This is a genomic window from Falsiroseomonas sp. E2-1-a4, assembly GCF_051433165.1.
GTDB lineage: Bacteria > Pseudomonadota > Alphaproteobacteria > Acetobacterales > Acetobacteraceae > Falsiroseomonas.
In genome coordinates, this window is the sequence record NZ_JBHMFS010000010.1 from 68,557 (window position 1) to 95,064 (window position 26,508).

Consider the following 26,508-nt stretch of genomic DNA (forward strand, 5'->3'; position numbering starts at 1 on the left):
CCCGACCCTCCCCCGCGAGGCGGGGAAGGGAGAGCCTTTCCGCGACAGGACACCCCCATGCCCGCCAACAAGAAGCTTCTCATCCTGCCCGGCGACGGCATCGGGCCGGAGGTGATGCGCGAAGTGCGCCGCCTGATCGACTGGATGGATCGCCGCCGCAGCGTCACTTTCGAGATCACCGAGGGGCTGGTCGGCGGTGCCGCGCTGGATGCCACCGGCTCGCCCTGCCCGGACGAGACGGTTGCCGCCGCTTCCTCCGTCGATGCCGTGCTGTTCGGCTCCGTCGGCGGCCCGAAATGGGATAGCCTGCCCTTCGACAAGCGGCCGGAACTCGGCATCCTGCGGCTGCGCAAGGATCTCGGCCTGTTCGCCAATCTGCGTCCCGCCGTGGTGCTGGATGCGCTGATCGATGCCTCCTCGCTGCGGCCGGAACTGGTGCGCGGCCTCGACATCATGATCGTGCGCGAGACCACTGGCGGCATCTATTTCGGCGAGCCGCGCGGCATCCATGTGAATGCACAGGGCAAGCGCGTCGGCATCGACACGGAGATCTACGACGAGGACGAGATCGCCCGCGTCGCCCGCGTGGCGTTCGATCTGGCGCGCAAGCGCCGCAACAAGGTGACGAGCGTCGAGAAGGCGAACGTCATGCAATCCGGCCGCCTGTGGCGCGCCGTGGTGGGCGAGGTCGGCGCGGCCGAGTACCCGGACGTCGAGCTGGAGCACATGTACGCGGATAACTGCGCCATGCAGCTCGCCTCGCGGCCCAAGCAGTTCGACGTGGTGCTCGGCGGCAACCTGTTCGGCGACGTGCTGTCGGATCTCGCCGCGGCGCTGACCGGCTCGCTCGGCATGCTGCCCTCGGCCACCATCGGCGCGCTGCAACCGGATGGCCGTCGCCATGCGCTGTACGAGCCGATCCATGGCTCGGCGCCGGATATCGCCGGCAAGGGCATCGCCAATCCCAGCGCCCAGATCCTGTCCTTCGCCATGCTGCTGCGCCTGTCCTTCGGCATGGATGAGGATGCGACGCTGATCGAGCAGGCGGTGGAGAAGGTGCTCGGCGGCGGTCTGCGCACGGCCGACATCATGGCCCCCGGCATGGCGCGCGTCGGCACCACCGTGATGGGCGAAGCGGTGCTGCGGGAGCTTGAAAAACTCTCTGCCTAGAATTGGCTGCATAGAATTGCCGGGGGCGGGGTTGCACGATCCAAAAGCCCCCGCTATCTAGCGCTTCCCGTACGGACCCGTAGCTCAATTGGATAGAGCACCAGACTACGAATCTGGGGGTTAGGGGTTCGAGTCCCTTCGGGTCCGCCACGGGTGCATATGCTGAAGAAAAGGCCGGATCTTTGATCCGGCCTTTCTGCGTTTCTGCCGTTCTTTACACGGCGGAATTGGCAGCCTGGATGAACATCCCGTCGTGCCGGCCGGCGATGTGCTGGAAAAGCTTCCGGTCTTCCCGCGTCAGCTCCAGAAGCTGCTCGCAGGTCTCGCTGGTCAGGCTCACGCGGCCCTGGCCTGCGGTCACGTTCTCCCGCTCCGGCACCTGCGGCGCCAGGCCCAGCCATTGATGCAGATGGTGGGAGACATCGGGCAGGCGGGCGGTCGTGCCGACCAGGGCGTAGCAGGTCTCCAGGATCGGAATCGCCTCCGCCGCCGTGTCGCGGCCGGTGAGCTGCCGGCAGGCCTCGGCGGCCAGCTCCTGGCTCGAATCGGCGATGAAGTCCGCAAAGCCGCGATCGCGGAAGCTGGCGTGCAGCGGGTGCTCTTGCCAGGTGGACATGTAGTTGAAGGCAGACAGCAGCCGCGCCACCGGGTCCCGTAGTAGGGTGGCGAAGCGGGCGCCCGGGCGGGCGCGGGCCTGCGCCTCCTCGAAGGTGAAGTGGCCGCTGACCATGCTGTAGGGCGCCACCTGCTCCGGGCTCATGGCGGCGAATTCCTGCTGCGCCGCGCTGTCCCCGATCCGCAGCACGCTGCCGGCGGGCAGGGCACGTTCCAGCGCGGCGTGCAGGGCGAAGCCACCGGTCTTGGGCAAGTGGACGAAGATGAGCTGAACCGGAGATGGCGGATTCGTCGGATCGTCATGGGGCATGGGCGGGCGAAATTCCCTTTGGTGTCGGTGCGGTGGGAACCTTACCATACTGCCACGCCGCGCGGTGCCGCGGGCAGGCCGAGCCCCATTCTGCCGAAGCGGAATGCCAGGCTGGGGCATGGTCCGCCACCGGATCTGTGATCCTCGGTCAGGCTTGGCGCGGGCGCAGGAAGGCCCAGACCACCAGCACGAAGCCAACGAGCCACAGGACGCCAACGATCCAGGGTCGCCACGCCATCAGCAGTGGCAGCCATGCCACTGGGCGGGGCGCATCGGGGTAGTCCACACGCAGCTGGGGCCCCGGCGCGCTGGACCAGGCCAGCGCCACGCCCTGCCCATCCAGCAGCGCCACATCCCCCTGGTCCAGCCGCGGGGCCGCGTTGGGTAGCAGGGGCGGCGGGCCGATCGGCCGCAACCACAGCCCTGGGTGTCCGCTGGCGTTGACAAGCTGAACCGACAGGGCGCGTGCCACGCCGCCCAGTTCCAGCACCGGCCGCCCAGCCTGGTTGGAAAGCCGGATGCGCCCGGCATCGAAGCGGAGCACCGGGTCGCTGCCGGAAGGCGGCTCATAGGTGGCGGCAACGAAGGGGCCGGTCGGGCTGGCCGGTGTGCCCGGTTCGGCCAGCCTCACGCGCAGCGGCGCGGCGGCGGGCACCACGGCGCGCAGCACCCACAGCAACGGGTTCAACGCCTCCGCCACCAGCACGCCGCCCGGCGCGTCCACCAGCACCTCCACACCCGCGCCGAAGGCGGCCGGAAGGCCGAGGAAGTTGCGGGGCGCGCCAGCGGGGCCCAGGCGTAGCTGGCTGCCCGGCAGAAGCTGCGCCGGCCCGCTGGCCGTGGCGCGCTGCAACACCACCTCGATGCGATTCTCGGCGGCCAGCGCGCCGCCCGGCACCGGCAATGCGATGCGGCCCTGGCCCTCGGCAGATAGAGTGGTGCTGCCGAGGATCACCTCGTTCAGCAGCAGTGTCGCCACGCCTGGCGCGCCGGCGGGGTCGGGTGCGGCGCGCAGCAGCACCTCCACCGCCTCCACCTGCGTGCCGGGCGGCAGGTCCCGGATGTGGAAGCCGAGGCTCCAGGCAGCGCGCGCCGTCTCCTGCGGTGCCAGGCTGCCGCGCAGCGCGGTAAAGGGCAGGAAGCTGGGCGTTGCGGGCGCCGGGGCGGCCTCGGTGCCGCCGGTCAGGCTGTTCGCGAGGGCCAGGCCACGCCAGGGGCTGTCGAGCAGCCGGGCCAACCTTTCCGGCGTGGCGCCGCCGAGGCTCAGCACCGGCAGGCCGTTCACCAGTCTTACGGTCGCGGCCTCCGCCCCCTCGCCCACCAGCACGGCACCGGTTGCCCACAGCCGGGTGCCAGCGCGGCCGGGCAGGGCTACGCCGGGCGGGGCGCTGGCGATGGTCGCCTGCCGCCCCGAGGCCGCCAGTGCCAGGCCGATGCGGAGTGCGGCCGCGGCTTCCGTGGCCGAGATCGGTCCGGGGCGCAGCAGCACCTGCGTTGCCGGCGGCAGCAGGCTGAACAGGGCGGCGATGGAAAGCTGCCCGGGGTCGGGCAGCAGCAGCGCCAGATGGCTTTCGGGCAGCAGGGTGGCGCTGGCCTGGTCGGTATCGCCCAGCAGGCGCAGCCCGAGGCGCAGCTCGGTCTCCGCCAGATCGGTTTCGGGCAGCGCGACATCGAGTGTCAGGCGGCTGCTGCCGGGCGGGAAGGCCGTGCTGGCCAGCAGGCGACCATTGGCCCGCAGCTCCACCGCATGGCGGCCGGGGAAGGGGGCGGAAAGTTCGAATACGAGCGACAGCCGCCCCGCCAGGCCCGGCACGCCGCGCGGCAGCGGGAAGCTCGCCTCGGCGCCGGCGGCATCGAAACCCAGGCCGGTCGGCAGGCCGATCTCGCCCAGGGTGAGCCGCCTTTGCAGGGCGGGCGCCTCCGGGGGCTGGGTCCCGGTGTCCAAGGGGGCGGCCGCGGGCGAGGGTGGCGCGGCCGTGGGCGCCTGTGGTTCCACCGGGGCGGGGGGTGGCGGCAGGGGAATCGGTTCGGCCGCCGGTGCCCGGCCACGTGGCTGCGCCACGGCCTCCACTGCGCCCGTGAGCAGGGTCAGGGCCAGGGTGGCCCGGGCAAGGTGGCGAAGCAGGGGGCGTGTGGCTCGCACTTGTCCTCGGTGTTTCGGATGCTGCGAAGCCCCCGGCGCAGGCGACGGAAAGGCTACGGCGGGCCAGGGCGGTGGGTGGATACTCCACCCACCTCGCGCCGCGGGCAAGCCGCCCGCTGCGCCCACCCATTCAGTAGCCGCGTTCGGGCTGCGCCAGCAGCGGGAAGGCGGACTGCACATGCGGTTGCACCACCGGCGTCACGGCCTGCAGCATGCTGGGCTTGACCTCGGCGAAGCTGGTGGCGCCGAGCAGGCCGAGGCAGGTCTGCACCTCATCCTCCAGCAATTGCAGCACCCGCAGCACGCCTTCCTGGCCCGCGGCGGCCAGGCCGTAGCAGTACAGCCGGCCGAGACCCACGACCTCCGCCCCCAGCGCCACCGCCTTCACCAGATCCGAGCCACGGCTGATGCCGCCGTCCATCCAGACCCGGGCGCGGCCGGACACTGCCTGCACGACCTCCGGCAGTACGTCCAGCGAGCCGCGGCCATGGTCGAGCTGGCGGCCGCCATGGTTCGAGACATAGACCACCTCGATGCCATGCTCGACCGCGATCTCCGCATCCTCCCCGGTGCCGATGCCCTTCAGGATGAGGGTGACGTTCGGATGCGTCGCGCGAACCCGCGCGATATCGGCCCAGGACAGGGACGCCTGGTAGTTCATGCCGGAGGACCGCGCCCGCCAATGCTTGACGAAGCGCTTGGCGATGTCGCGTTCGCGGCGGCTGTAATGCGCGGTGTCCACCGTGATGGCGAAGGCGTCGTAGCCCGCATCCATGGCGCGGCGGATGTGCTCGTCGATGAAATCCGCCCCGCCGCGGACATAGAGCTGGAACACCTTAACGCCGTCCGGATTGGCCTGGGCCGAGCCTTCCAGCCCCGGCTCCGTCACGCTCGAGACGATGATCGGCACGCCGAATTCCGCCGCGGCGCGGCCCGCCGTGGCGGCGCCGCCCGGATCGAAGCTGTCCAGCGACCCGACCGGGGCGAGGGCCACCGGCAGCCGGATGCGCCGCTTGCCGAGGAAATCGCCGCTGCTGTCCACCGCGCTGACATCGCGCAGCACGCGCGGCCGGAAGGCCCAGGAATCGAGTGCGGCGCGGTTGCGCAGCATGGTGGTCTCGGTCTCGGTCGCACCGACCAGGTAGTCCCAGATATTGGCGTTGAGGCGGATCTTCGCCGCCTTCACCAGCTCATGCATCGTCTGGAACCGTTGCTGTGCTTCCGTCGACATTTCCCACCCCTTGGATGTTGGCGGCGCAGTCTGCCCCGCCGGCTCCGGGCTTCCTACCCCCGCACCCGGCGCAAGGTGGCAAGGATGGCCTGCGCGCGGGGCAAAGCAGCAAGCGCCGAGACGGGCACCGGCAGGCGCAAGCGCCAGTTCGGACGCTCCCGGTCCGTGCCGGGCAGGTTCACCGCCTGCGTCTCGCCGGCCAGATCCTCCGCCTGGGCCAGTAGCAGGGCAGAGGGGGTGGCAGCGACGAAGCCGTGGATGGCGGCGGCCAGCGCGTCCGTCATCGGGCCATCGGCGGAGGCATCGGGCGGCAGCAGCCGCTGATCGGTCAGCGCCTCGATCAGCGCCGCGCGGTCCGCGGCGCGTTCGGCCTGTGCGGCCGCCACATCCGGCAGCAGGCCGAGCTCGGCGCGCTCGGCGATATCCGCACCGGTCCAGAAACCGGCCAGCGTGGCGAGGTCGTGGGTGGAGACGCAGGCGGCGGCGCGGGCCGGCCAATGGTCCGGCGCGGTGAAGCGGGGGCCGTGCCGTTCGAACCACAGCACGCGGTAGGACAGCACATCGGCGGATTGCAGGGCATCGCCGATGCCTTCCGGTACCGTGCCCAGATCCTCCCCCACCACCAGGCATTTCGCCTGCAGGCTCTCCAGCGCGAGCTGGCCGAGCAGATCCTCAAAGGGCTGGGCGAGGTAGGTGCCCTCGGATCCGCGGGCGCCGTCCGGCACCAGGAACAGGCGCTTCAGGCCGAGCACATGGTCCACCCGCAGCGCCGCGGCGTGGCGCATATTGGCGCGGATCAGCCGGGCGAAGGGGGCGTGGCCGAGTGCGGCGCCATGACGCGGATCGGGCGGCGGCAGGCCCCAGACCTGGCCATCCAGCGCGAAGGGATCGGGCGGCGCGCCGACCGAGAAGCCGGGCAGGAAGCGGCTGTCACCGGACCAGATCTCGGCACCGTCCGGCGCGGCGCCCACCGCGAGGTCGCGATACAGCCCGGCGCCGGCGCGGCCCGCCTCCGCGAGCTGGGTGTCGGCCACCCATTGCTGGAAGGCGGCGAAGCCGATGGCATCCGCATGTTCGGCGCGGAAGGCGGCGAGGCCGACATCCTCGCCATGCCGCAGCCCGGCGGGCCAAACGCGCGAATCGCTGTGGCCGACATGGTCGGCGATGGCGATGAAGGTGCAGAAATGCTCCAGCGCCTCGCCACCCGCCTGCCGGAAGGCACGGAGGCCCTGCGGTTCGTCACCCAGGGCGCGCCAGGCGGCCAGCAGCACGGCGCGCTTGGCCTCCCAGACCGCCGCATGATCCACCGAACCGCGCGCGGCCAGCGTCTCGAAGCCCGGCAGGGTATCTGCCTGGCCCGGCAGCGCCGTCACATCGATGTAGATCGGGTCGAGGAAGCGGCGGTCGGAGGGGTGGTAGGGGCTGGCGCGGCTGCGGTCGGTGGGGAACAGCGCATGCGGCGGGCTGAGGCCCGCCACCATCGCGCCCTGGTCCTGCGCCATGCGGGCGAATTCCGCGACGGCGGAGAAATCCCCGATCCCCTGGTCCCGCGCGCCGCGCAGCCCATAGATCTGGGCGGAAATCCCGAAGCCGCGGCCGCCACCGGCAAGCTTCGGCGGCATGTAGCAGCGCGCGGGAGCCACGCTCAGCAGGCAGGCGCGGTCGGGCGCGGCCTCATCGAACAGGAGGTGGCGGCCCGGCGGCAGCGGCGGCAGCGCCACCAGGCGCTGCGCCGCGGCGCAGCCATCGGGCAGGGCGAGGCGCTGGGTGGTGCCGGCATCGGGCGGAACCGGGATGCGCTGGGTGCTGCCATCCTCGGCCTCCAGCCGCAGCATCACCGGCCGGTCGGACAGTGGCAGCGGCACCATCGGCGGCGTCGCGCCGCGATGGGTGAGGGAGGTCGGCAGGGCCGGCGGCGCCGAGAGCGCATCCAGGCTGCCCCGGATCGCCGCCGCATTCTCCGCCGGCAGGCCGAGCGCGCCGAGCAGCGCGCGCAGCGTGCTGGCCGGCACCACGCTGCGCGGGCCGGAGATCGGGTGCCATTCCGTGTCGATACCGGCTGCGCGGGCCAGCCGCGCCAGTGATTCGTCGTTCATGCCCGTCTCAACCGCGCCACGCGCCGTTCGTTCCTCTGCCAGCAGCAGGACCGCGCGGGCGGGAAGCGTTTTCGGTAGGGCCGTGGCGGCAGGATCGGCGCTGTCGGCCAGCAGCCGCCAATGGTGGCCAGGGCGCGGCTCCGGCAGCGCCAGGGGTTTGGCGTCGCCGGCATTCAGCAGCAGCAGGCAGCGATCGCCCGCTTCATGCAGCAGGGCGCCGAGGCATTGCCTGGCAGGGTCGTGCCAATCCTCCGGCTGCAGCGGCGCGGCATCGGCGCGCAGCCACAGCACATCCGGCAACCCCGCCGCATCCGCCAGCCCGGTCAGCGGCGCCGTGCCATGCAGTGCCGGATGCGCCAGGCGGGCGGCTACCAGGCGCGCGGTGAAATCACAAAGCGCCGTGTCCATCCCGGCCCAATCGAGCCAGCTTCGCGCATTGTCCTGGGCATAGGCGTTGTTGTTGCCGCCCTGGCTGCGCCCGGCCTCATCGCCCATCGCCAGCATTGGCGTGCCGCGCGCCAGCAGCAGGGTGGCCAGCAGCGCGCGCATGTCCCGGCTGCGGCGGGCGATGATGCCGGGGTCCTCCGTCGGCCCCTCCGCACCGCAATTCCAGGAGGTGTTGTCCCCCGTGCCGTCCCGGTTGTCCTCGCCATTGGCGTGGTTGGCCTTGTGGGCGTAGCTGACCAGGTCGGCGAGGGTGAAGCCGTCATGCGCGGTGATGTAGTTCACGCTGTCCGACAGCGGCCGCCCGACGAAGGTATCGGCCGACCCGGCCAGGCGCGTTGCCAGCGCGCCGAGGCGCCCCGGGTCGCCGCGCCAGAAGCGGCGCACATCGTCGCGGAAGCGGTCGTTCCACTCGCCCCAGCCCGGAGGAAAGCGACCAAGCTGGTAGCCATCCGCCCCAATGTCCCAGGGCTCCGCGATGATGGTGAGGTTTCGTAGCACCGGGTCCTGGCGCATGGCCTGCAGCAGCGGCGCCTGCGGGTCGAAACCCCAGTCGCGCCGGCCGAGCGTGGTCGCCAGATCCAGCCGGAAACCATCCAGCCCCGCCTGTTCTGCCCAATGCCGGAAGGCGTCCATCACAAGCCGCAGCGGCCAGGGCCGGTCGAGCGCCAGCGTATTGCCGCAGCCGGCATCATTGACGTAGCGGCGGCCATCCTCCGGCAGCAGGCGGTGGAAGGCGGCGTTGCCGAGGCCACGCAGCGACAGGGTCGGGCCAAGCTCGTCACCCTCCCCAGTGTGGTTGAAGACCACATCCTGCACCACGGCGATGCCCGCCGCATGCAGCGCCGCGATCGCCGACCGCACCTCCGCCATGCCGCCCGGCGCCAGGCGCGGATCGGGGGCCAGCAGGGCCACCGGGTTGTAGCCCCAGTAATTGGTCAGGCCGAGCGGCGGCAGATGGCGTTCATCCACCCAGGCGGCGGCCGGCAGCAACTCCACCATCGTCACGCCGAGGCGCTTCAGATGCGCCACGCTGGCGGCATGGCCGAGGCCGGCGAAGGTGCCGCGCAGGCTTTCCGGCACCGCCGGATTGGCCTGGGAGAAGCCCTTCACATGCAGCTCATAGATCACCTGCGGCCCGGCGGGCGCGCGGCCCGGCGCGGCGGGTAGCGGCGCGGCAAGAATGGCCTTCGGCAGATGCGGGGCGCTGTCCGCCTCGCAGGGGGATTCGCCGGTGTCGAACAGGCTGGGGTGCAGCGTGAAGGGGCGGTCCAGCGCCCGTGCCCAGGGGTCCACCAGCAGCTTGCGCGGGTTGAAGCGGTGGCCGCGCCAGGGTTGCCAGTGCCCCTCCACTCGCAGACCGTAGCGCGTGCCATGGGCGAGGCCGGCGATGTGGCCGTGATGCACATCGCCGGTGCGGCCGGGCAGGCGGATGCGCGCCACCTCCCGGTCCTGCGCGTCGAAGATGCAGACGGACACGGCGGTGGCGTCAGGCGCCGGAAAGGCGAAGTTGGCGCCCAGCTCGTCCAGTGTCGCGCCCAGCGGTTCGGGGGACCCCGCCGCGGCCTCAGCGTGCATGCGCGACGGCATCCTTGTACAGCGCGGCATAGCGCGCCGCGGAGCGGGTCCAGGACACGTCGCAGCGCAGCGCATTGGCCTGGAGCTTGTTGAATACCCGCTTGTCCCGCCACAGCCCGGCCATGCGCAGCACCGCGGCTTCCAGCATTTCCCGGCTCACCGGGGAGAAGTGCAGCCCGGTGCCCTGGCCTTCCGCCAGCGCCATTTCATTCGCGTCGATCACGCTGTCCGACAGCCCGCCGACATGGGCCACCAGCGGCAGCGCGCCGTAGCGCAGCGCGCAAAGCTGGGCGAGGCCGCAGGGCTCGAAGCGGCTCGGCACCAGCACCACGTCAGCGCCGGCATAGATCTGCCGGGCCAGCGCCTCGTCATAGCCGATCTCATGCCCCATCCGGCCGGGATTGGCCCAGGCGGCGGCGCGGCAGGCGGATTCCAGATCCGGCTCGCCGGTGCCGAGCACGGCAAGCTGCGCGCCCTGGCCCAGCATGGTGCCGAGCGCGCCGAGGATCAGGTCCACCCCCTTCTGCCAGGTCAGCCGCCCGACGAAGCCGAACAGCAGCGCATCCGGGTCCTCATCCAGCCCGAGCCGGCGTTGCAGCGCCGCCTTGTTGATGGCGCGCGGCTTCGGATTGGCGGCGCTGAAATTCGCTGGCAGCAGCTTGTCCTTCGAAGGATCCCAGGCGGCCTCATCGATGCCGTTGAGGATGCCGGAGACCGCACTGGCCCGCCCGCGCAACAGCCCATCCAGCCCCATCCCCATCTCCGGCGTGCGGATTTCGGCGGCGTAGGTGGGGGAGACGGTGGTGATACGGTCCGCGTACCACAGCCCCGCCTTGAGGAAGCCGGTGGTGCCGAAATACTCGACGCCTTCCACCGACAGCGCCTCCGCCGGCAGGCCGAGCAGCGGGAACAGGGCCAGCGGGAATTTTCCCTGGAAGGCCAGATTGTGCACGGTAAAGACCGAGGGCACGCGCTTCGACGCATAGCGCAGATAGGCGGGCGCGAGGCCCGCCTGCCAGTCATGCGCGTGCACCACGTCGAAATGCAGCGTGCGGATGCCGCCCGTGGCGACCAGCGACGCCATCGCCCCGAGGGCCGCGAAGCGCACGCCGTTATCGGCCCATTCGCCACCGTGCGGCGAGAGATACGGATTGCCCGTCCGGGCGAACAGATGCGGCGCGTCGATGGCGATGATGTCCATCCCCGCCACTTCCCCGCGCTGCAATCGCGCCGGGCCGCCAAACAGGTCATCCACCCGCCGTAGCGCGCGTCCCCCGCCCATCGCCGCCATCACCGCCGGATAGCCCGGCAGCAGCGTGGTGACGCGCACGCCCTGCGCGGCGAGTGCCGCCGGCAGCGCGCCCACCACATCCGCCAGGCCGCCGGTCTTCACCAGCGGCACGCATTCGGATGCGACGGAAAGGACGCGCAGGCTCATGCCTCCAGTCTGTCGAGCATCGCCTGGGTCACCAGGCAGATGCCCTTCTCCGTGCGCCGGAAGCGCTGGGCATCCAGGATCGGGTCCTCGCCGATCACCATGCCTTCGGGGATCCGGACGCCGCGATCGACCACCACATTGGTCAGCCGTGCGCCGCGGGCGACATCGACATAGGGAAGCAGCACCCCGCCATCGACCTTGGTGTAGGAATGCATATGCACGCCGGTGCACAGCAGCGAACGTCGCGCGCTGCCGCCCGAGACGATGCAGCCGCCGGAGACGAGAGAGGAAATGGCCTCGCCACGCCGACCGTCCACGTCGTGCACGAACTTGGCCGGCGGCACGACCTCGGCATAGGTCCAGATCGGCCAGTCGCGGTCGAACAAGTCGAGGCCCGGGACCACGTCGGTCAGGTCGATATTGGCTTCCCAATAGGCATCGATGGTGCCCGCATCGCGCCAGTACGGTGCGGCTTCCTGGCTGGACCGCACGCAGGACCGCTCGAACCGATGCGCCACCGCCTTACCGTGCTTGACCAGGTAGGGGATGATGTCGTGGCCGAAGTCGCGTTGGCTGTGCGGGTCCGCGGCATCGCGACGAAGCTGGTCGAACAGGAACTTCGTCTCGAAGACGTAGATGCCCATGGAGGCCAGAGCGAGGTCCTCGCGGCCCGGAATGCCCGGCGGGTCCTTCGGCTTTTCCAGGAAGGCCACGATGTTGGCGTTGGTGTCCACATGCATCACGCCGAAGGCCGTGGCCTCCATGCGCGGCACGGCGATGCAGCCCACCGTCACATCGGCGCCGGATTCCACATGCTGCTGCAGCATGTACTCGTAATCCTGCTTGTAGACGTGGTCTCCCGCCAGGATGACCATGTGGCGCGGCGCCAGATCCTCGATGATGTCGATGTTCTGGTACACGGCATCCGCGGTGCCGAGGTACCAGTTCTGCCCATCGCCGCGCTGGCTGGCGGGCAGGATGTCGAAGGTCTCGTTGCGTTCCGGGCGCAGGAAGTTCCAGCCGCGCTGGAGGTGGCGGATCAGGCTGTGCGCCTTGTACTGGGTGGCGACTGCCACGCGGCGGATGCCCGAATTGATCGCGTTGGACAGCGCGAAGTCGATGATGCGGGACTTGCCGCCGAAGAACACGGCGGGCTTGGCGCGGCGGTCCGTCAATTCCATCAGGCGCGACCCCCGGCCCCCGGCAAGCACGAAGGCCATGGCAGTTCGGGCCAGGGGCGCCTGGGCCTGGCTACGGCTGCTCGGCATGGTTTTCTCCCTCGATTTCGTTCTGGCGACGCTCCGGCATCAGATAGATGGTTGCCAGCGGTGGCAACACCACCACGGCCGAGGCGGGCAGCCCATGCGCCGGAAGCTCTTCTGCCACCACGCGCCCGAGATTGCCCATCCCCGAGCCGCCGAAACCGGTCGCATCGGTGTTCAACACTTCTCGCCACACGCCGGGCTGCGGCAGGCCAAAGCGGAGATGCAGCCGCGGCACGGGGGTCAGGTTGCAAAGCACCGCAACGGGTTCCCCACCCTCGCCATCCATCCGCAGCCAACTGAACACTGAATGTTCCGCATCATCCGCGTCGATCCAGCGAAAACCTGCCGGGTCTGAATCCCCCGCATGCAGGGCCGGGATGTCGCGGTAAAGTTGGTTGAGTTCCCGCACCAGGCTCTGCACGCCCTGGTGGGCGGCGAATTGCAGCAGCCACCAGTCCAGCTCCCGCGCCTCGGACCATTCGCGCCATTGCGCGATCTCATCGCCCATGAACAGCAGCTTCTTGCCGGGATGGCCGTACATGAAACCGTAATAGGCGCGCAGAGTCGCGAAGCGCTGCCAGTCATCGCCGGGCAACCGGCCGAGCAGGGAACCCTTGCCATGCACCACCTCGTCATGGCTCAGCGGCAGCACGAAATTCTCGGCATGGGCATAGACCATGCCGAAGGTCACCAGATTGTGGTGCCAGCGGCGGTGCAGCGGGTCCATTGCGATGTAGCGCAGCGTGTCGTTCATCCAGCCCATGTTCCATTTGAACTGGAAGCCAAGCCCGCCATCCTTCGCCGCATGGGTGACGCCTGGCCAGGATGTCGCCTCCTCCGCGAACATCGCGGCCCCCGGCGCTTCCTCCGCCACCAGGGCGTTCACCTGGCGCAGGAAGGCGACAGCCTCGTGGTTCTCCGTGCCGCCTTCCTCATTCGGAATCCAGTCGCCGGGGGCACGGCCATGGTCCAGATGCACCATGGTGGAGACGGCATCCACGCGCAGGCCATCCGCGTGAAATTCCTGTGTCCAGTACAGGGCGTTGCAGGCGAGGAAGCTCGCCACCTCGCGCCGGCTGAAATCGAAGGTCGCAGTGCCCCAGCTTCTGTGGAAGCCGCGCTTCGGGTCCGGGTGTTCGTACAGCGTGTGGCCGTCGAACCGGATCAGCCCGTGCCTGTCCTGCGGAAAATGCGCCGGCACCCAATCCAGGATCACGCCCAAATCATGATCGTGGCAGGCCTGGACAAAGCGCTTCAGCCCGGCCGGGTCGCCCATGCGCGCCGTGGGTGCATGCAGCCCGACCGGCTGGTAGCCCCAGCTCTCATCCAGCGGATGCTCCATCACCGGCATCAGCTCGATATGCGAAAAACCCATCCAGGCGACATAGGGCACCAGCGCGGTGATCAGCTCGTCCCAGGAATAGAAGCGGCCGTCCGGGTGGCGGCGCCAGGATGGGGCGTGCACCTCATAGATCGTGATCGGCGCGCGGGCCGATTGGCGCTCCGTGCGTCGCGCCAGGAAATCCGCATCCTGCCAGGGGAAATCCGCATCCGCCTGCACCAGGGATGCCGTGGCGGGGCGAAGCTGCGCGGCGCGGCCGAAGGGGTCTGCCTTCAGCGGCTGCACCGCCCCATCCGCGCCGAGAATTTCATACTTGTAGGCCGCGCCGGTGCCGAGGTCGGGGATGAAGATCTCCCAGAGCCCGCTATCCACGCGCTTGCGCATCGGGTGGCGGCGGCCGTCCCAGGCGTTGAAATCGCCGACCACGGAAACCCGCGTCGCATTCGGCGCCCAGACGGCGAAACGCGTGCCCTGCACACCCTCATGCACCACCACATGCGCGCCGAGGCGTTCATGGAGGCGCCGATGCGTCCCCTCCACCAGCAGATGGTCATCGAGCGGGCCGAGCGTCGGGCCGAAGCGGAACGGGTCGTCCAGCTCCCACACGCCGCCGTCATTCTCGGCGCGCAGGCGATAGGCGAAGGGCAGGCGCCGTTCCGGAAGCCTCCCCTCGAAGATGCCGGCGCCATCGCGTTGGATGAGCGGCACCGGCGGCCCGCCCTCGGCCGGCAGGACGAACAGTCGCGCCGCATCCGGCACGAAGGCGCGGACGACAAGGCCGCCCGCCACCTCATGCGGCCCGAGCCAGGCGAAGGGGTCGCCATGGCGGGCGTTTCGCAGCGCCTCAAGCTCGGCCATCGGCATATGCCAGGCTTCCATCATGGGCGCTTCACCCTCATCCGTTGGCAGGGCTTCGTTTGACCGGGACGTTCCAGATTTCCTCCGCATATTCCGCGATGGTGCGGTCGGAGGAGAACCAGGCGACATTGGCGGTGTTCAGCACGGCGGATTTCCACCACGCGGCCGGGTCGTGCCAGTGCTCATCGACCCGGCGCTGCGCGTCGAAGTAGCTGTCGAAATCCGCGCTCACCAGGAAGTAGTCGGAGGCACGGAGCGAGGCGACCAGCTCCCGGTACCGGGTCGGATCATCCGGCGAGAAGACGCCGGCCTCGATCTGCTCCAGCGCTTCCTGAAGACGTCGCGAGCGCGCAATGGCGACCGCGCCCTGGATGCCCTCGGCCCGGTGCTTCGCCACTTCCTCCGTCGTCAGGCCGAAGATGAAGATGTTGTCGTCGCCGACATGTTCCTTGATCTCGACATTGGCGCCGTCGAGCGTGCCGATGGTCAGCGCGCCGTTCAGTGCCAGCTTCATGTTGCCGGTGCCGGATGCCTCCATGCCCGCCGTGCTGATCTGCTCGGACAGGTCGGCGGCGGGCACGATCATCTCGGCGAGGGAGACGTTGTAGTTCGGCAGGAACACCACCTTCAACAGGTTGCGCACGGTGGGGTCGCTGTTCACCACGCGGGCCACGTCATGGGCGAGCTTGATGATGAGCTTCGCCCGATGGTAGCTGCTCGCCGCCTTGCCGGAGAAGATCTTGACCCGGGGGGCCCAGTTCTTCGTGGGCTGGCTGCGGATTTCGTCATACAACGCGACCGCCTCGATCACGTTGAGCAACTGGCGTTTGTATTCGTGGATGCGTTTGATCTGCACGTCGAACAGCGCATCCGGGTCGATCTTGAGCTGGTACTGGTCCCGTACCAGGGCGGCCAGCGCCTGCTTGTTGGCACGCTTCACCGCGGCGAATTTTTCCTGGAAGGCCTTATCCGTGGCCAGCGGCCGCAGCTTTTCCAGCGCCGCCGGATTGTCCAGCACTTCCGCACCGCAGGCTTCCACGAGCAGGCCCGTCAGGCCCGGATTGCACTGCTGCAGCCAGCGCCGGAAGGTGATGCCGTTGGTCTTGTTGGTCAGCCGCCCGGGGAACAGGCGGTGGAAATCCGCGAAGACCGTCTGCTTCAGCAGATCCGAGTGGAGCGCCGAGACGCCATTGACCTTGTGCGAGCCGACCACCGCCAGATGGCCCATCCGCACGCGTCGCCCATGCCCTTCCTCGATCACGGAGACGGAGGACAGCAGCCGCCCATCCCCGGGATTGGCGCTTCGCACCTCATCCAGGTGGAAGGCGTTGATCAGGTAGATCAACTGCATGTGGCGGGGCAGCAGCCGTTCCATCAAGGGCACCGGCCAGCTTTCCAACGCCTCCGGCAGCAGCGTGTGGTTGGTGTAGCTGATCGTGCGACGCGTGATGTCCCAGGCCTCGTCCCATGCAACGTCGTGCAGATCGACCAGGATGCGCAGCAGTTCCGCGACCACGATGGCCGGGTGGGTGTCATTCAACTGGATCGCCACGCGATCGGGCAGGGACCGGATATCGCCGTAGACGCGCAGGTGGCGGCGAACCAGGTCCTGCAGCGCGGCGGAGGAGAAGAAGTATTCCTGCCGCAACCGCAATTCCTGCCCGGCGGGGCTTTCATCGGACGGGTAGAGCAGCTTCGAGATGCTCTCGGCGCGGACCTTCTCGCTCAGCGCACCGATATGGTCGCCGGAATTGAAGGCCTCCAGCTTCAGCGCATCCGTCGCACGGGCGGACCACAGGCGCAGCGTGTTCACATGCGCGCCGCGCCAGCCGACGATGGGCGTGTCATAGGCCACCGCCTGCACCGTCTCACCCGGCTTCCACACATGCTTCACGATGGCCTCGGAGACGGCCACCGCCTCCACCACGCCGCCGAAGCCGATGGTGTGGGAGATTTCGGGGCGGGCGAATTCCCAGGGATTGCCGAAATTCAGCCAGTCCTCGGGGAATTCATGCTGCCAGCCGTCGCGGATGATCTGGCGGAACAGGCCATGGTCGTAACGGATTCCGTAGCCGAAGGCGGGAATGCCGAGGGAGGCCATGCTCTCCATGAAGCAGGCCGCCAGCCGGCCGAGGCCGCCATTGCCGAGTGCCGCATCCGGCTCCGCGATCCGCAGCTTTTCCGGGTCCACGCCGAGCGGCTCCAGCGCGTCGCGGATGGCGCCCACTAGGCCGAGGTTGGACACGTTGTCGCGCAGCAGCCGGCCGATTAGGAACTCCAGGCTCAAATAATAGACCTGCTTGGCGCCGGACTGGTAGGTGGCCCGCGTCAGGTCGATCCAGCGATCGACGATCCGATCCCGCACAGCCAGCGCCGTGGCAATGAACCAGTCGCGATCCCGCGCGCCGAGCCGGCTTTTGCCCAGGTCATAGGTCAGCTTGTGCAGGATGGTCTCACGCAGCGCGGCGGCATCATCCGCCGGCATCCGATGGGGCGCGGTGGCGAGGCTCGGCGTCGTCGGGGTATCCATCGTGTCTCAGGCTCCTTAGGCAGGCGTGACCGCGCGGAAATAGCACGGTCACGTCAACATCGCTGCTTTGCAGCAAAATGTGGGAGCCGCCAAATGAAAACGAGCCCCCCGCATTCGCCCGACAGTTGCAGGCAGTGGGGGTTAATCCGTGCTGAACCGCGCGATGGCGGCAAGGCCGAGGAAGGCCGGGGCAGGGTGTGTCACCACGGCCAGGGGCACATCAGCCATCCAGTGCCGCATCGGCGGCTTGGCCTCGAATTGTTCACGAAACTGCCGCGCATCCAGTGTCGGCAGCAGGCGCGGCAGGATGCCGCCGGCGATGAAGACGCCGCCGCGCGCGCCCCAGGCGAGCGCCATGTCACCCGCGAAGCCTGCCAGGAAGGCCAGGAAATGCGTCACCGCCTCGGCCGCCACGGGGCAGGTCCCGGCGGCGGCGACAATCTCCGCGGCATCGCGCGGCGGCGCGGCCACGCCCTGCAGATCGGCGACGATGGCGTGCAGGTTCACCAGCCCGCGGCCGGACAGCGCCTCCTCCGCCCCGGCGCGGCCGCAACGGGCGCGGAGCCCACTGATCACCGCATCCTCCCGCACCGTCTCACCAGCGAGGCCGATATGGCCGCCCTCGGTCGGCACGGCGATGGGACCGGCAGGGGAGGGCACCAGGCCGGCCGCACCGAGGCCGGTGCCGGGGCCGACCACCAGCATCGGCGCATCGGCCACGGGATGGCCGCCGCCGATCCGGTGCACATCCGCGGCGCCGAGATGCGGCAGCGCATGCGCCAGCGCCAGGAAGTCGTTCACCAGCCGCACGCGCTTCATGCCGAAGCGGTCGGCGATGGCGGTGCTGGAGAAGGCCCAGTCGGCATTGGTCAGTTGCACGGGCTCAACCAGCACCGGCCCGGCCAGCGCCAGGACCGCGCGGTCCGGCGGCGTGGCGGGGCCGAGGCGGCGCAGCGCCTCCGCCATCGCATCCTCGGCCGTGGCGTATTCTGCCACGGGCAGGATGACAGGGTCGGTGACCCGTCCATCCTGCAACAGCGCGAAGCGGGCGTTGGTGCCGCCGATATCCGCCAGAAGCGCGCTCAATAGGTGGCGCGCCCGCCGCTGATGTCGAACACGCCGCCAGTGGAGAAGGAACAATCGGGCGTCGAGAGCCAGCAGATCAGGGCGGCGATCTCCTCCACCTCGACGAAACGGCCCATGGGGATTTTCGACAGCATGAAGGCGATATGGGCTTCCGTCATCTGATTGAAAATATCGGTCTTGGCGGCCGCCGGCGTCACGCAGTTCACGAGCACGTTCTTCGTCGCCAGTTCCTTCGCCAGCGACTTGGTCAGCCCGATCAGCCCGGCCTTGCTGGCGGAGTAATGCGCGGCGTTCGGATTGCCCTCCTTCCCCGCGACCGAAGCGACATTGACCACGCGGCCCCAGCCATTGGCCACCAGATGCGGCACCAGCGCCTGGCAGACCAGGAAGGGCGCGGTCAGGTTCACCTCGACAACCCGGCGCCATTGCGCGGCGGGGATCTCCGCCACCGGCATGTTGCCGCCGGTGATCCCGGCATTGTTGACCAGGATATCCACCTTGCCATGCGCCTTGAGCGTGCTCGCCGTGGCCTCCGCCACCGCGAGTTCATCGGCCAGGTCCAGCACCTCCGCCGTCACGGTGCCATCGGCGGCGAGCGCGGCGCGGCTTTCCTCCGCCTTGCCGGGGTCCGCATCCCAGATCGAAACGGCGGCGCCGGACTGGATCATGCGCCGCGCCACCGCGAGGCCGATGCCGCGCGCGCCGCCGGTGACGACGGCAACGCGGCCCTGAAGATCGAGCTTGTTCATGCGTTTTCTCCCATGCGATTCACGCTTCCGGTGCTCGTTGCCCTGCGGGCGCCTGCGCCCTCCAGCGATCGCATGGGCCTGCCCCCTCTAACCACGACCGACGAAGGGCATCTTGCTGGCCATGATGGTCATGGTCAGCACATTGGTCTCCAGCGGCCAGGCGGCCATCTGCGCCACGGCGCGGCCGACATGGTCCACCTTCATCAGCGGTTCCGCCTTGATCTGCCAATCCGCCTGCGGCACGCCCTTGGCCATGCGTTCCGCCATCGGCGTCGCCGCATTGCCGATATCGATCTGCCCCACGGCGATGTCGAAGCGGCGGCCATCGAGGTTCATGGATTTGGTCAGGCCGGTGACGGCATGCTTGGTGGCGGTATAGGGCGCGCTGCCCGGCCGCGGCGCATGCGCGCTGATCGAGCCATTGTTGATGATGCGCCCGCCCATCGGGTTCTGCTTCGCCATCATGCGGAAGGCCGCATGGGCGCAGAGGAATACACCGTTCAGGTTGACGTTCACCACCTTGAACCACTGTTCCGCCGTCAGTTCCTCGAACGGCGTGCCGGGCACGTTGTTGCCGGCATTGTTGAACAGCAGGTCCAGCCGGCCGAATTCCTTTTCGATCGTCGCGAAGGCGGCCTCGATCTGTGCCGGCTCCGTCACATCCGCCGGAAGCACCAGCGTCTTGCCGCCGCTGCACAGGCCCGCCGTCTCCTCCAGCGCGTCGCGCCGGCGACCGAGCAGGGCCACCGTCCAGCCATCCTCGGCCAGCGCCAGCGATGCGGCGCGGCCGACGCCGGAGCCGGCCCCCGTCACCAATGCATATTTTTCAGCCATTCCCGTTTCCCCAAAGCCGATCTGCGCGGCAGGTTGGAGCGTCCGGGGCGGTCCTGTCCACCCGAGGCCATTCTCTGCCTTGCGGCCCCCTCCATTCCGGTGGGATAGCGTTTGACGCAATCCCGGCCGGACCCGCACGCCCCATGAGCATCCACGCTGCGCTCACCCATCGCACCAGCTACAGCTATGACCGCCTGGTTGGCATGTCGCCGCAACTCATCCGGCTGCGGCCGGCACCGCATTGCCGCACGCCGATCCTGTCCTACTCGCTGGATATCTCGCCGAAGCCGCATTTCCTGAACTGGGTGCAGGACCCGCAGGGCAATTTCATCGCCCGCGTCGTGTTCCCGGAACGTGTGCGGGAATTCGTCGTCACTGTGGATCTGCTGGCCGACATGGCCACGATCAACCCCTTCGACTTCTTCGTGGAGCCGGAGGCCGAGACCTTTCCCTTCACCTACGACCCGACCCTCGCCCAGGAGCTCGCCCCCTTCCGCCGGGTCGCGACGCCCGGCCCGCTGCTGGAAGCCTATCTGAAGGACATTCCGCGTGAGGCGCCGAGCACGGTGAACTACGTGGTGGACCTCAACCAGAAGCTGTCCACCGAGATCGGCTACATCGTGCGGATGGAGCCCGGCGTCTGGACGCCGGAGGAAGTGCTTTCCAACCGCAAGGGGTCCTGCCGCGACTCGGGCTGGCTGCTGGTGCAGATCCTGCGGCATCTGGGCTTCGCCGCGCGCTTCGTCTCGGGCTATCTGATCCAGCTCGTGCCCGATGTGAAATCCGTCACTGGCCCGGTCGGTGCCTCCGCCGATTTCACCGATCTGCACGCCTGGTGCGAGGTCTATGTGCCCGGCGCCGGCTGGATTGGCCTCGACCCGACCTCTGGCCTGCTGGCGGGCGAGGGGCATATCCCGCTGGCAGCGACGCCGGAGCCGGCCTCGGCGGCCGCCATCACCGGCGGGGTGGATGAGGCGGAGACGGAATTCGGCTTCCACATGGAGGTCCGCCGCGTCGCGCAATCGCCGCGCGTGACCAAGCCCTACACGGAAGAAGACTGGGCGCGGATCATGGCGCTCGGCGCCACCGTGGACCAGGCGCTGACCGCGGGCGATGTGCGCCTGACCGTGGGCGGCGAGCCGACCTTCGTGGCGGAGGGTGACCGTGATGCGGCGGAGTGGAACACGGATGCGCTGGGTCCCACCAAGCGCAAGCTCGCCGGCCGCCTGCTGCGCCGCCTGCAGCCGATCTGGGCGCCCGGCGCCGCGCTGACCTACGCCCAGGGCAAATGGTACCCCGGCGAGCCGCTGCCGCGCTGGGGCCTGCATTGCCACTGGCGCACGGATGGAGAGCCGGTCTGGACGGACCCTGCGCTGCTGGCCTCGGATGACGATACCGGCGATGCGACCGCCGCCGATGCCGCCACCTTCGCCACGGCGCTGGCGACACGGCTTGGCCTGGATGCGTCGCTGCTGATGTCGGCGCGGGAGGACGTCCACTACTATCTGTGGAAGGAAGGCCGGCTGCCGGCCAATGTCGTGGCCGAGGACGCCAAGCTGAAGGACCCGCTGGAACGCGCCCGCCTGGCGCGGCTGTTCGGCCAGGGCCTCGCGGCGGAGGTCGGCTGCGTGCTGCCGCTGCGCCGCGTCGGCGCCGGGGATCGGGTGTGGGAATCCGGCAAGTGGTCTTTCCGCGACGGCGAGCTGTTCCTGGTCCCCGGCGACAGCCCCATGGGTTTCCGCCTGCCGCTGGACAGCCTTCCCTGGGCTACCGAGGACAGCATCGAGGCGGAGCCGGAGCCCGATCCTTTCGCCCGGCGCGAACCCTTGCAGCCGCGCCGCGAAGGCCCGGCCCGCGCCCGGATTGTCGAACAGCCGGTGCCGGAACCGGGGAAGGAGGAGCCGGGCGTGGTCCGCACCGCGCTGTGCGTGGAGCCCCGCAGCGGCCTGCTGCACATCTTCCTGCCGCCGCTCGCCGTGGTGCAGGACTGGCTCGACCTGGTCGCCGCCATCGAGGCCACGGCGCGGGAGACCGGTCGCCGCGTGTTCCTCGAAGGCTACCTGCCGCCGCAGGACCCGCGTGTCCTGAACTTCTCCGTCACCCCCGACCCGGGCGTGATCGAGGTGAACATCCACCCTTCCGCCAGCTGGGCCGAGACCAGCGCGCGGACCGAGACGCTGTATGAGGAAGCCCGCCAGATCGGGCTGGCGGCCGAGAAATTCATGCTGGATGGCCGCCATGTCGGCACCGGCGGCGGCAACCACATGGTGATGGGCGCGGCGACGCCGACGGACAGCCCCTTCCTGCGGCGGCCGGACCTGCTGAAGTCGCTGGTCGGCTTCTGGCACAACCACCCCTCGCTCTCCTACCTGTTCAGCGGGCTGTTCATCGGCCCGACCAGCCAGCATCCGCGGGTGGATGAGGCCCGCGGCGATGCGGTTCATGAGCTGGAAACTGCATTGGCGCAGGTTCCCCCGGCCGGCACCCAGGTTTCCCCCTGGCTGACCGACCGCATCTTCCGGAACCTGCTGGTGGACATGACGGGCAATACCCACCGGACCGAATTCTGCATCGACAAGATGTATGATCCGGGCCGCGCGGGCGGGCGCCTCGGCCTGGTGGAGTTCCGCGGCTTCGAGATGCAGCCGCATTGGCGCATGTCGCTCGCCCAGCAACTGCTGCTGCGCGCCCTCGTCGCCGGCTTCTGGCAGCGGCCCTATGAGCGCCGCCTGATCAAATGGGGCACGCGCCTGCATGACGATTTCATGCTGCACCACCACGCCCGCCAGGATTTTGCTGAAGTCATCGAGGAAGTGCAGGCGCTCGGCTTCCCCGTGCAGGCCGAGTGGTTCGAGCCGCATTTCGAGTTCCGCTTCCCGAAGGTCGGCCACATCGCCGTCCGCGGCATGGAACTGGAACTGCGCAATGCGCTGGAGCCCTGGCATGTGCTGGGCGAGGAAACCGCCGCCGGCGGCACCACGCGCTACGTGGACAGCAGCGTGGAACGCCTGCAGGCGCGGGTGACGGGCTGGGTGGAGGAACGCTTCGTGCTGGCCTGCAACGGCGCTGCCGTGCCGCTGACGCCGACGGGGACGGAGGGTGAATACGTCGCCGGCATCCGCTTCAAGGCCTGGAACCCGCCCTCCGCCCTGCACCCCACGGTGCGCGCCCAGGCGCCGCTGACCTTCGATGTGTGGGATAGCTGGACCGGCCGCAGCCTGGCCGGCTGCCAGCACCATGTGGCGCATCCAGGCGGCCGCAACTACCAGAGCTTCCCTGTCAATGCGAACGAAGCCGAGGCGCGCCGCCGCGCGTTGTTCTTCGCATTCGGCCATACACCGGGCGCCATGCCGCCACCGCGCGTGCTAAACTCCCGTGCAACTCCCCGTACCCTGGATCTGAGGCGCCACACCTGACCGACGCACCCGCCCACGCGGACCACGCGCAACCGCAATTGGATGAGATGGTGGACGGCCGCGGCCAGGTGCGGCCGCATTGGCGTGGGCTGCTTGGCGCCTTCTCCTCGCTCGGCTACGCCGCGGTGGCCGAACGCGGACGCCGCCTGGATCGCGCCTTCGAGGAGGAGGGCGTGGCCACCGTGCTGGCCGATTCCGCCAGCCGCCCCCGCCGCCCCTGGCGCTGCGACCCGGTTCCGCTGATCCTGTCCGCGGCCGAATTCGCCACCCTCGAATCCGGCCTGGCCCAGCGCGCCCGGCTGATGGCGGCGATGCTGGAGGATCTGTACGGCCCCCAGCGCCTGCTGTCCGAGGGCGCGCTGCCGGCGACGCTGGTGTTCGGCAATCCGCATTTCCTGCGCCCCTGCCGGGCACCCGCCAATGTCCCGTTCCCGCGCCTGACCTTCTATGGCGCCGACCTGCTGCGCGGCCCCGACGGCGCCTGGCGGGTGCTGGCGGACCGCACCGGCGGCGCCAATGGCGTGGGCTTCGCCGCCGAGAACCGCAACCTGCTGGCCCGCGTGTTGCCGGAGGCGTTTCGCGCCGTGCAGGTCCGCAGCCTGCGCCCCTTCTTCGATGGCTGGATCGACTCGCTCCAGGCCCTGGCGCCGCCCGGCGTGGACAATCCGCGCCTCGCCCTGCTGACCCCTGGCGCCAAGCAGGAAACCTGGCTGGAGCATCTGTTCCTGTCCCGCGAATTGGGCCTTGAACTGGTCGAGACCGGTGACCTGACCGTGCGCGACGGCGAGGTGTTCCTGAAGACCCTGCGCGGGCTGAAGCGTGTCGATGTCATCCTGCGCCGCATCAAGGGCGAGATGTCGGACCCGCTGGAATTCGATGCCGGCACCGGCGTGCCCGGCCTGATGCGGGTGCTGCGCGATGGCGCCGTGCGGCTGGTGAATGCGCCCGGATCGATGCTGGCCGAAATGCCCGGCGCCACGCCCTATCTGCCCGCCTGTGCCCGGCTGCTGCTGGATGAGGAATTGGCGCTGGCCGGGTTGGAGACGCTGTGGATGGGCGACCCGGCGGCGCGGGAAGCCGTGCAGGCCGCGCCCGAAGCCTGGCGTCTGCGCTCCGCCTTCGAGCAGGGGCAGGAGCCGCCGCTGGGCGCGCTGGAGGCGTTTTCGGAGCGCGGCAGCGCCGCCCCATGGATGTTCGCCGCCACCCGCCCCATGCCGCCCTCCGCCGCGCCGCAACTGGCTGGCGAGGCCTTGGAGCCGGCGCCGGTGGTGCTGCGGATGTTCCTGATGCGCGACGCCGCCGGCCAATGGCACGCCATGCCCGGCGGCATGGCGCATGTGCTGGAGGGCAGCGGCGCCATCGCCGGCCCGCCGGCTCGCCGCGGCTCCGCCAAGGATGTCTGGGTAATGTCGGAGGACACGCACGACATCGTCGGCCCCGCCGCCCCGCGCGCTGCGACGCTCACCATCCAGCGCGCCTCCGGCGACCTGCCGAGCCGGGTGGCGGATGATCTGTACTGGCTCGGCCGCTACGTCGAAAGGCTGGATGCGGCGGCGCGGCTGATGCGCGCCTTGCTGGCGCGCCTGTTGCGTGGCGCCGCGATGCCGCGGGAGGTGGCGGAGATCAAGGCGCTCGCCCGCTGCCTGCACGCCGCCGGGCTGATCGATGCCGAGGCCGCCGCAAGCCCCGCCGATGGCACCGCCTTGCCGCGCGCGCTGCGCGCCGCCGCCGGGCCGGGCGGCGCGTTGCTCGGCCTGCTGGAGGCAGTGGAGCGGCCGCAGGTGGCGGTGCGGGACCGGCTGACGCATGACATGTGGGCCGCCTTCGCGCATCTGATCCATGAGGGAAGGGCGCGGCTGCTGGCCGGTGTCGGCGGGCTGGACGCGCTGGCCCCGGCGGCCACCGCCATCATCCGCTTCTGCACCGCGCTGTCCGGCATCGCGGCAGAGAACATGGTGCGCGGCGGCGCCTGGATGTTCTTCGACCTCGGCCGGCGTATCGAGCGTGCGACGGCCACCGCGCGCAACCTGGCGCATGCGCTGGACCAGCCACCGCAACGGCTGGAGGCCGGGCTGCGCTTGGCGCTGGAATTGTGCGATAGCGCGCTGACCTATCGCGCCCGCTACCTGGCGGCGGTGCAGGCGGCGCCGGTGCTGGACCTGGTGCTGGCCGATCCGGGCAACCCGCGGGCGCTGGGCTATCAGCTGGCCGCGGTGAAGGAACGACTGGCGGAGATTGCCGGGGCGGAGGATCTGCTGGCCGCCACCGCTGCCTCGCTCGCCGCGCGGCCGCAGGCGCTGGTGGATGCTGTGCTGGTGGCCGCGGACCGGGATGCGGCGGTTGCCGCCTTGCCGGCGGCGCTGCACGCGCTGGAGGCGGAGACGGCGGCCCTGTCGGATGCGGTGGCGCGGCGCTATGTCAGCCATGTCCGCACCCATTCGCTGGGCGAAGACGAGAGCGGGGCGCAGGACTAGATGACCCGCTACACCCTTTGGCATCGCACCGCCTATCGTTACGGCCGCTCGGTGGACCTCGCCTCCCACCTTCTGCACCTGTCGCCGCGGAAGCTGCCGGGGCAGGTGGTGCGCGCCGCGGAGATCGCGGTGCTGCCCGAGGGCGGGCACCGCAAGGATGGCCAGGACCATTTCGGCAACGGCGTCACTTGGCTGTTCATCGGCACCACGCATGACGCCTTCGAGGTGACGCTGAAGGCGACGGTCGAGGTGGATTTCGCGCCACCGCCCCCGGCCGAGGACACTCTGCCCTGGGAACAGGTGCGCGACGCCGCGCGCAGCCCGGAAGGCTGGGACGCGGCGGAATTCACCCTGCCCAGCCACCACGCCCCGGCCGAGCGCGCCGCCGGCGCCTATGCCGTCGAATCCTTCCCGCCGGGCCGGCCGATCATGGCCGGCGTGCGGGAATTATGCGCCCGCATCCGGCGGGATTTCGCCTTCAAGGCGGGCGTCACCAGCATCTCCACCCCCGTCTCCCGGGTGCTTGAGCTGCGCGCAGGCGTCTGCCAGGATTTCGCGCATCTGATGATCGCCGGGCTGCGCGCGCTGGGGCTGCCGGCCCGCTACTGCTCCGGCTATGTCCGTACCCGCCCGCCGCCGGGGCAGAAGCGCCGGCAGGGGGCGGATCAAAGCCATGCCTGGGTCGGCTGCTGGCTCGGCCCGCGGCATGGCTGGGTGGATCTGGACCCGACGAACGATCTGGTGGTGTCGGACGAGCATCTGCTGCTTGGCTGGGGACGGGATTTCTCGGATGTCAGCCCGGTGACCGGCATCCTGCTCGGCGGCGGGCGGCAGAAGCTGACGGTGGGCGTGGACCTGATCGCGGAGTAGCGACGCCGCCTGTCACATTTCCGACCCTGGACGCCGCGCACCCTCCGGCGCCAGTTTTG

15 protein-coding genes and 1 tRNA gene are annotated in these 26,508 nt (G+C 69.8%); 5 read left to right on the top strand and 11 right to left on the bottom strand.

The window, feature by feature from the left end:
- Positions 1-57: 57 nt before the first annotated feature.
- Both leuB and ACFHNC_RS12795 read left to right on the top strand, forming a co-directional pair.
- Complete coding sequence (gene leuB, locus ACFHNC_RS12790) at positions 58-1,170, top strand: 3-isopropylmalate dehydrogenase (protein ID WP_437169600.1); 1,113 nt, start codon at positions 58-60, stop codon at positions 1,168-1,170.
- 73 nt (positions 1,171-1,243) lie between these two features.
- Positions 1,244-1,320: transfer RNA gene (locus ACFHNC_RS12795), tRNA-Arg, on the top strand.
- 64 nt (positions 1,321-1,384) lie between these two features.
- Here the strand turns inward: ACFHNC_RS12795 and ACFHNC_RS12800 are convergent.
- The 11 genes from ACFHNC_RS12800 to ACFHNC_RS12850 form a co-directional block, all read right to left on the bottom strand.
- On the bottom strand, positions 1,385-2,095 hold the full coding sequence (locus tag ACFHNC_RS12800) for a hypothetical protein (protein ID WP_437169601.1): 711 nt from the start codon (positions 2,093-2,095) through the stop codon (positions 1,385-1,387).
- A gap of 148 nt (positions 2,096-2,243) precedes the next feature.
- Complete coding sequence (locus ACFHNC_RS12805) at positions 2,244-4,040, bottom strand: hypothetical protein (protein ID WP_437169602.1); 1,797 nt, start codon at positions 4,038-4,040, stop codon at positions 2,244-2,246.
- A gap of 328 nt (positions 4,041-4,368) precedes the next feature.
- Entirely contained in the window at positions 4,369-5,469 is a 1,101-nt protein-coding gene (locus ACFHNC_RS12810) for an alpha-hydroxy acid oxidase (protein ID WP_437169603.1), read from the bottom strand.
- Between the two features lie 53 nt (positions 5,470-5,522).
- Positions 5,523-9,587, bottom strand: a complete 4,065-nt coding sequence (gene glgX / locus ACFHNC_RS12815) for a glycogen debranching protein GlgX (protein ID WP_437169604.1) — start codon at positions 9,585-9,587, stop codon at positions 5,523-5,525.
- The gene (gene glgA, locus ACFHNC_RS12820; RefSeq protein WP_437169710.1) at positions 9,577-11,019 is read right to left on the bottom strand and encodes a glycogen synthase GlgA; all 1,443 of its coding nucleotides are present in this window, start codon (positions 11,017-11,019) and stop codon (positions 9,577-9,579) included. The genes glgX and glgA overlap by 11 nt, the downstream gene beginning before the upstream one ends.
- Before the next feature lie 2 nt (positions 11,020-11,021).
- Positions 11,022-12,293: a glucose-1-phosphate adenylyltransferase gene (glgC, locus tag ACFHNC_RS12825; protein WP_437169605.1), complete on the bottom strand. Its 1,272-nt coding sequence runs from the start codon at positions 12,291-12,293 to the stop codon at positions 11,022-11,024.
- Entirely contained in the window at positions 12,277-14,514 is a 2,238-nt protein-coding gene (glgB, locus tag ACFHNC_RS12830; RefSeq protein ID WP_437169606.1) for a 1,4-alpha-glucan branching protein GlgB, read from the bottom strand. The genes glgC and glgB overlap by 17 nt, the downstream gene beginning before the upstream one ends.
- Before the next feature lie 13 nt (positions 14,515-14,527).
- Positions 14,528-17,020 (bottom strand): glycogen/starch/alpha-glucan phosphorylase, encoded by a 2,493-nt coding sequence (locus ACFHNC_RS12835; protein ID WP_437169607.1) that lies wholly within the window; start codon positions 17,018-17,020, stop codon positions 14,528-14,530.
- Positions 17,021-17,161: 141 nt separating this feature from the next.
- Positions 17,162-18,106, bottom strand: coding sequence for a glucokinase (locus tag ACFHNC_RS12840; protein WP_437169608.1), 945 nt, complete (start codon positions 18,104-18,106; stop codon positions 17,162-17,164).
- Positions 18,103-18,855: an SDR family NAD(P)-dependent oxidoreductase gene (locus tag ACFHNC_RS12845; RefSeq protein WP_437169609.1), complete on the bottom strand. Its 753-nt coding sequence runs from the start codon at positions 18,853-18,855 to the stop codon at positions 18,103-18,105. The genes ACFHNC_RS12840 and ACFHNC_RS12845 overlap by 4 nt, the downstream gene beginning before the upstream one ends.
- 87 nt (positions 18,856-18,942) lie before the next feature.
- On the bottom strand, positions 18,943-19,689 hold the full coding sequence (locus tag ACFHNC_RS12850) for an SDR family oxidoreductase (RefSeq protein ID WP_437169610.1): 747 nt from the start codon (positions 19,687-19,689) through the stop codon (positions 18,943-18,945).
- Positions 19,690-19,832: 143 nt separating this feature from the next.
- Between ACFHNC_RS12850 and ACFHNC_RS12855 the strand changes: the two genes are divergently transcribed.
- The 3 genes from ACFHNC_RS12855 to ACFHNC_RS12865 are packed head-to-tail and all read left to right on the top strand — an operon-like array spanning position 19,833 to position 26,449.
- Positions 19,833-23,105, top strand: coding sequence for a DUF2126 domain-containing protein (locus tag ACFHNC_RS12855; RefSeq protein ID WP_437169611.1), 3,273 nt, complete (start codon positions 19,833-19,835; stop codon positions 23,103-23,105).
- 47 nt (positions 23,106-23,152) lie between these two features.
- Complete coding sequence (locus ACFHNC_RS12860) at positions 23,153-25,579, top strand: circularly permuted type 2 ATP-grasp protein (protein ID WP_437169612.1); 2,427 nt, start codon at positions 23,153-23,155, stop codon at positions 25,577-25,579.
- Positions 25,580-26,449 (top strand): transglutaminase family protein, encoded by an 870-nt coding sequence (locus ACFHNC_RS12865; protein ID WP_437169613.1) that lies wholly within the window; start codon positions 25,580-25,582, stop codon positions 26,447-26,449. It begins immediately after the preceding gene.
- Positions 26,450-26,508: the final 59 nt, after the last annotated feature.

Coding starts and splice junctions, on each gene's coding strand:
- leuB (WP_437169600.1), top strand. CDS start 58: ATGCCCGCCAACAAGAAGCTTCTCATCCTGCCCGGCGACGGCATCGGG.
- ACFHNC_RS12800 (WP_437169601.1), bottom strand. CDS start 2,095: ATGCCCCATGACGATCCGACGAATCCGCCATCTCCGGTTCAGCTCATC.
- ACFHNC_RS12810 (WP_437169603.1), bottom strand. CDS start 5,469: ATGTCGACGGAAGCACAGCAACGGTTCCAGACGATGCATGAGCTGGTG.
- glgX (WP_437169604.1), bottom strand. CDS start 9,587: ATGCACGCTGAGGCCGCGGCGGGGTCCCCCGAACCGCTGGGCGCGACA.
- glgC (WP_437169605.1), bottom strand. CDS start 12,293: ATGCCGAGCAGCCGTAGCCAGGCCCAGGCGCCCCTGGCCCGAACTGCC.
- glgB (WP_437169606.1), bottom strand. CDS start 14,514: ATGATGGAAGCCTGGCATATGCCGATGGCCGAGCTTGAGGCGCTGCGA.
- ACFHNC_RS12835 (WP_437169607.1), bottom strand. CDS start 17,020: ATGGATACCCCGACGACGCCGAGCCTCGCCACCGCGCCCCATCGGATG.
- ACFHNC_RS12845 (WP_437169609.1), bottom strand. CDS start 18,855: ATGAACAAGCTCGATCTTCAGGGCCGCGTTGCCGTCGTCACCGGCGGC.
- ACFHNC_RS12850 (WP_437169610.1), bottom strand. CDS start 19,689: ATGGCTGAAAAATATGCATTGGTGACGGGGGCCGGCTCCGGCGTCGGC.
- ACFHNC_RS12855 (WP_437169611.1), top strand. CDS start 19,833: ATGAGCATCCACGCTGCGCTCACCCATCGCACCAGCTACAGCTATGAC.
- ACFHNC_RS12860 (WP_437169612.1), top strand. CDS start 23,153: ATGGTGGACGGCCGCGGCCAGGTGCGGCCGCATTGGCGTGGGCTGCTT.
- ACFHNC_RS12865 (WP_437169613.1), top strand. CDS start 25,580: ATGACCCGCTACACCCTTTGGCATCGCACCGCCTATCGTTACGGCCGC.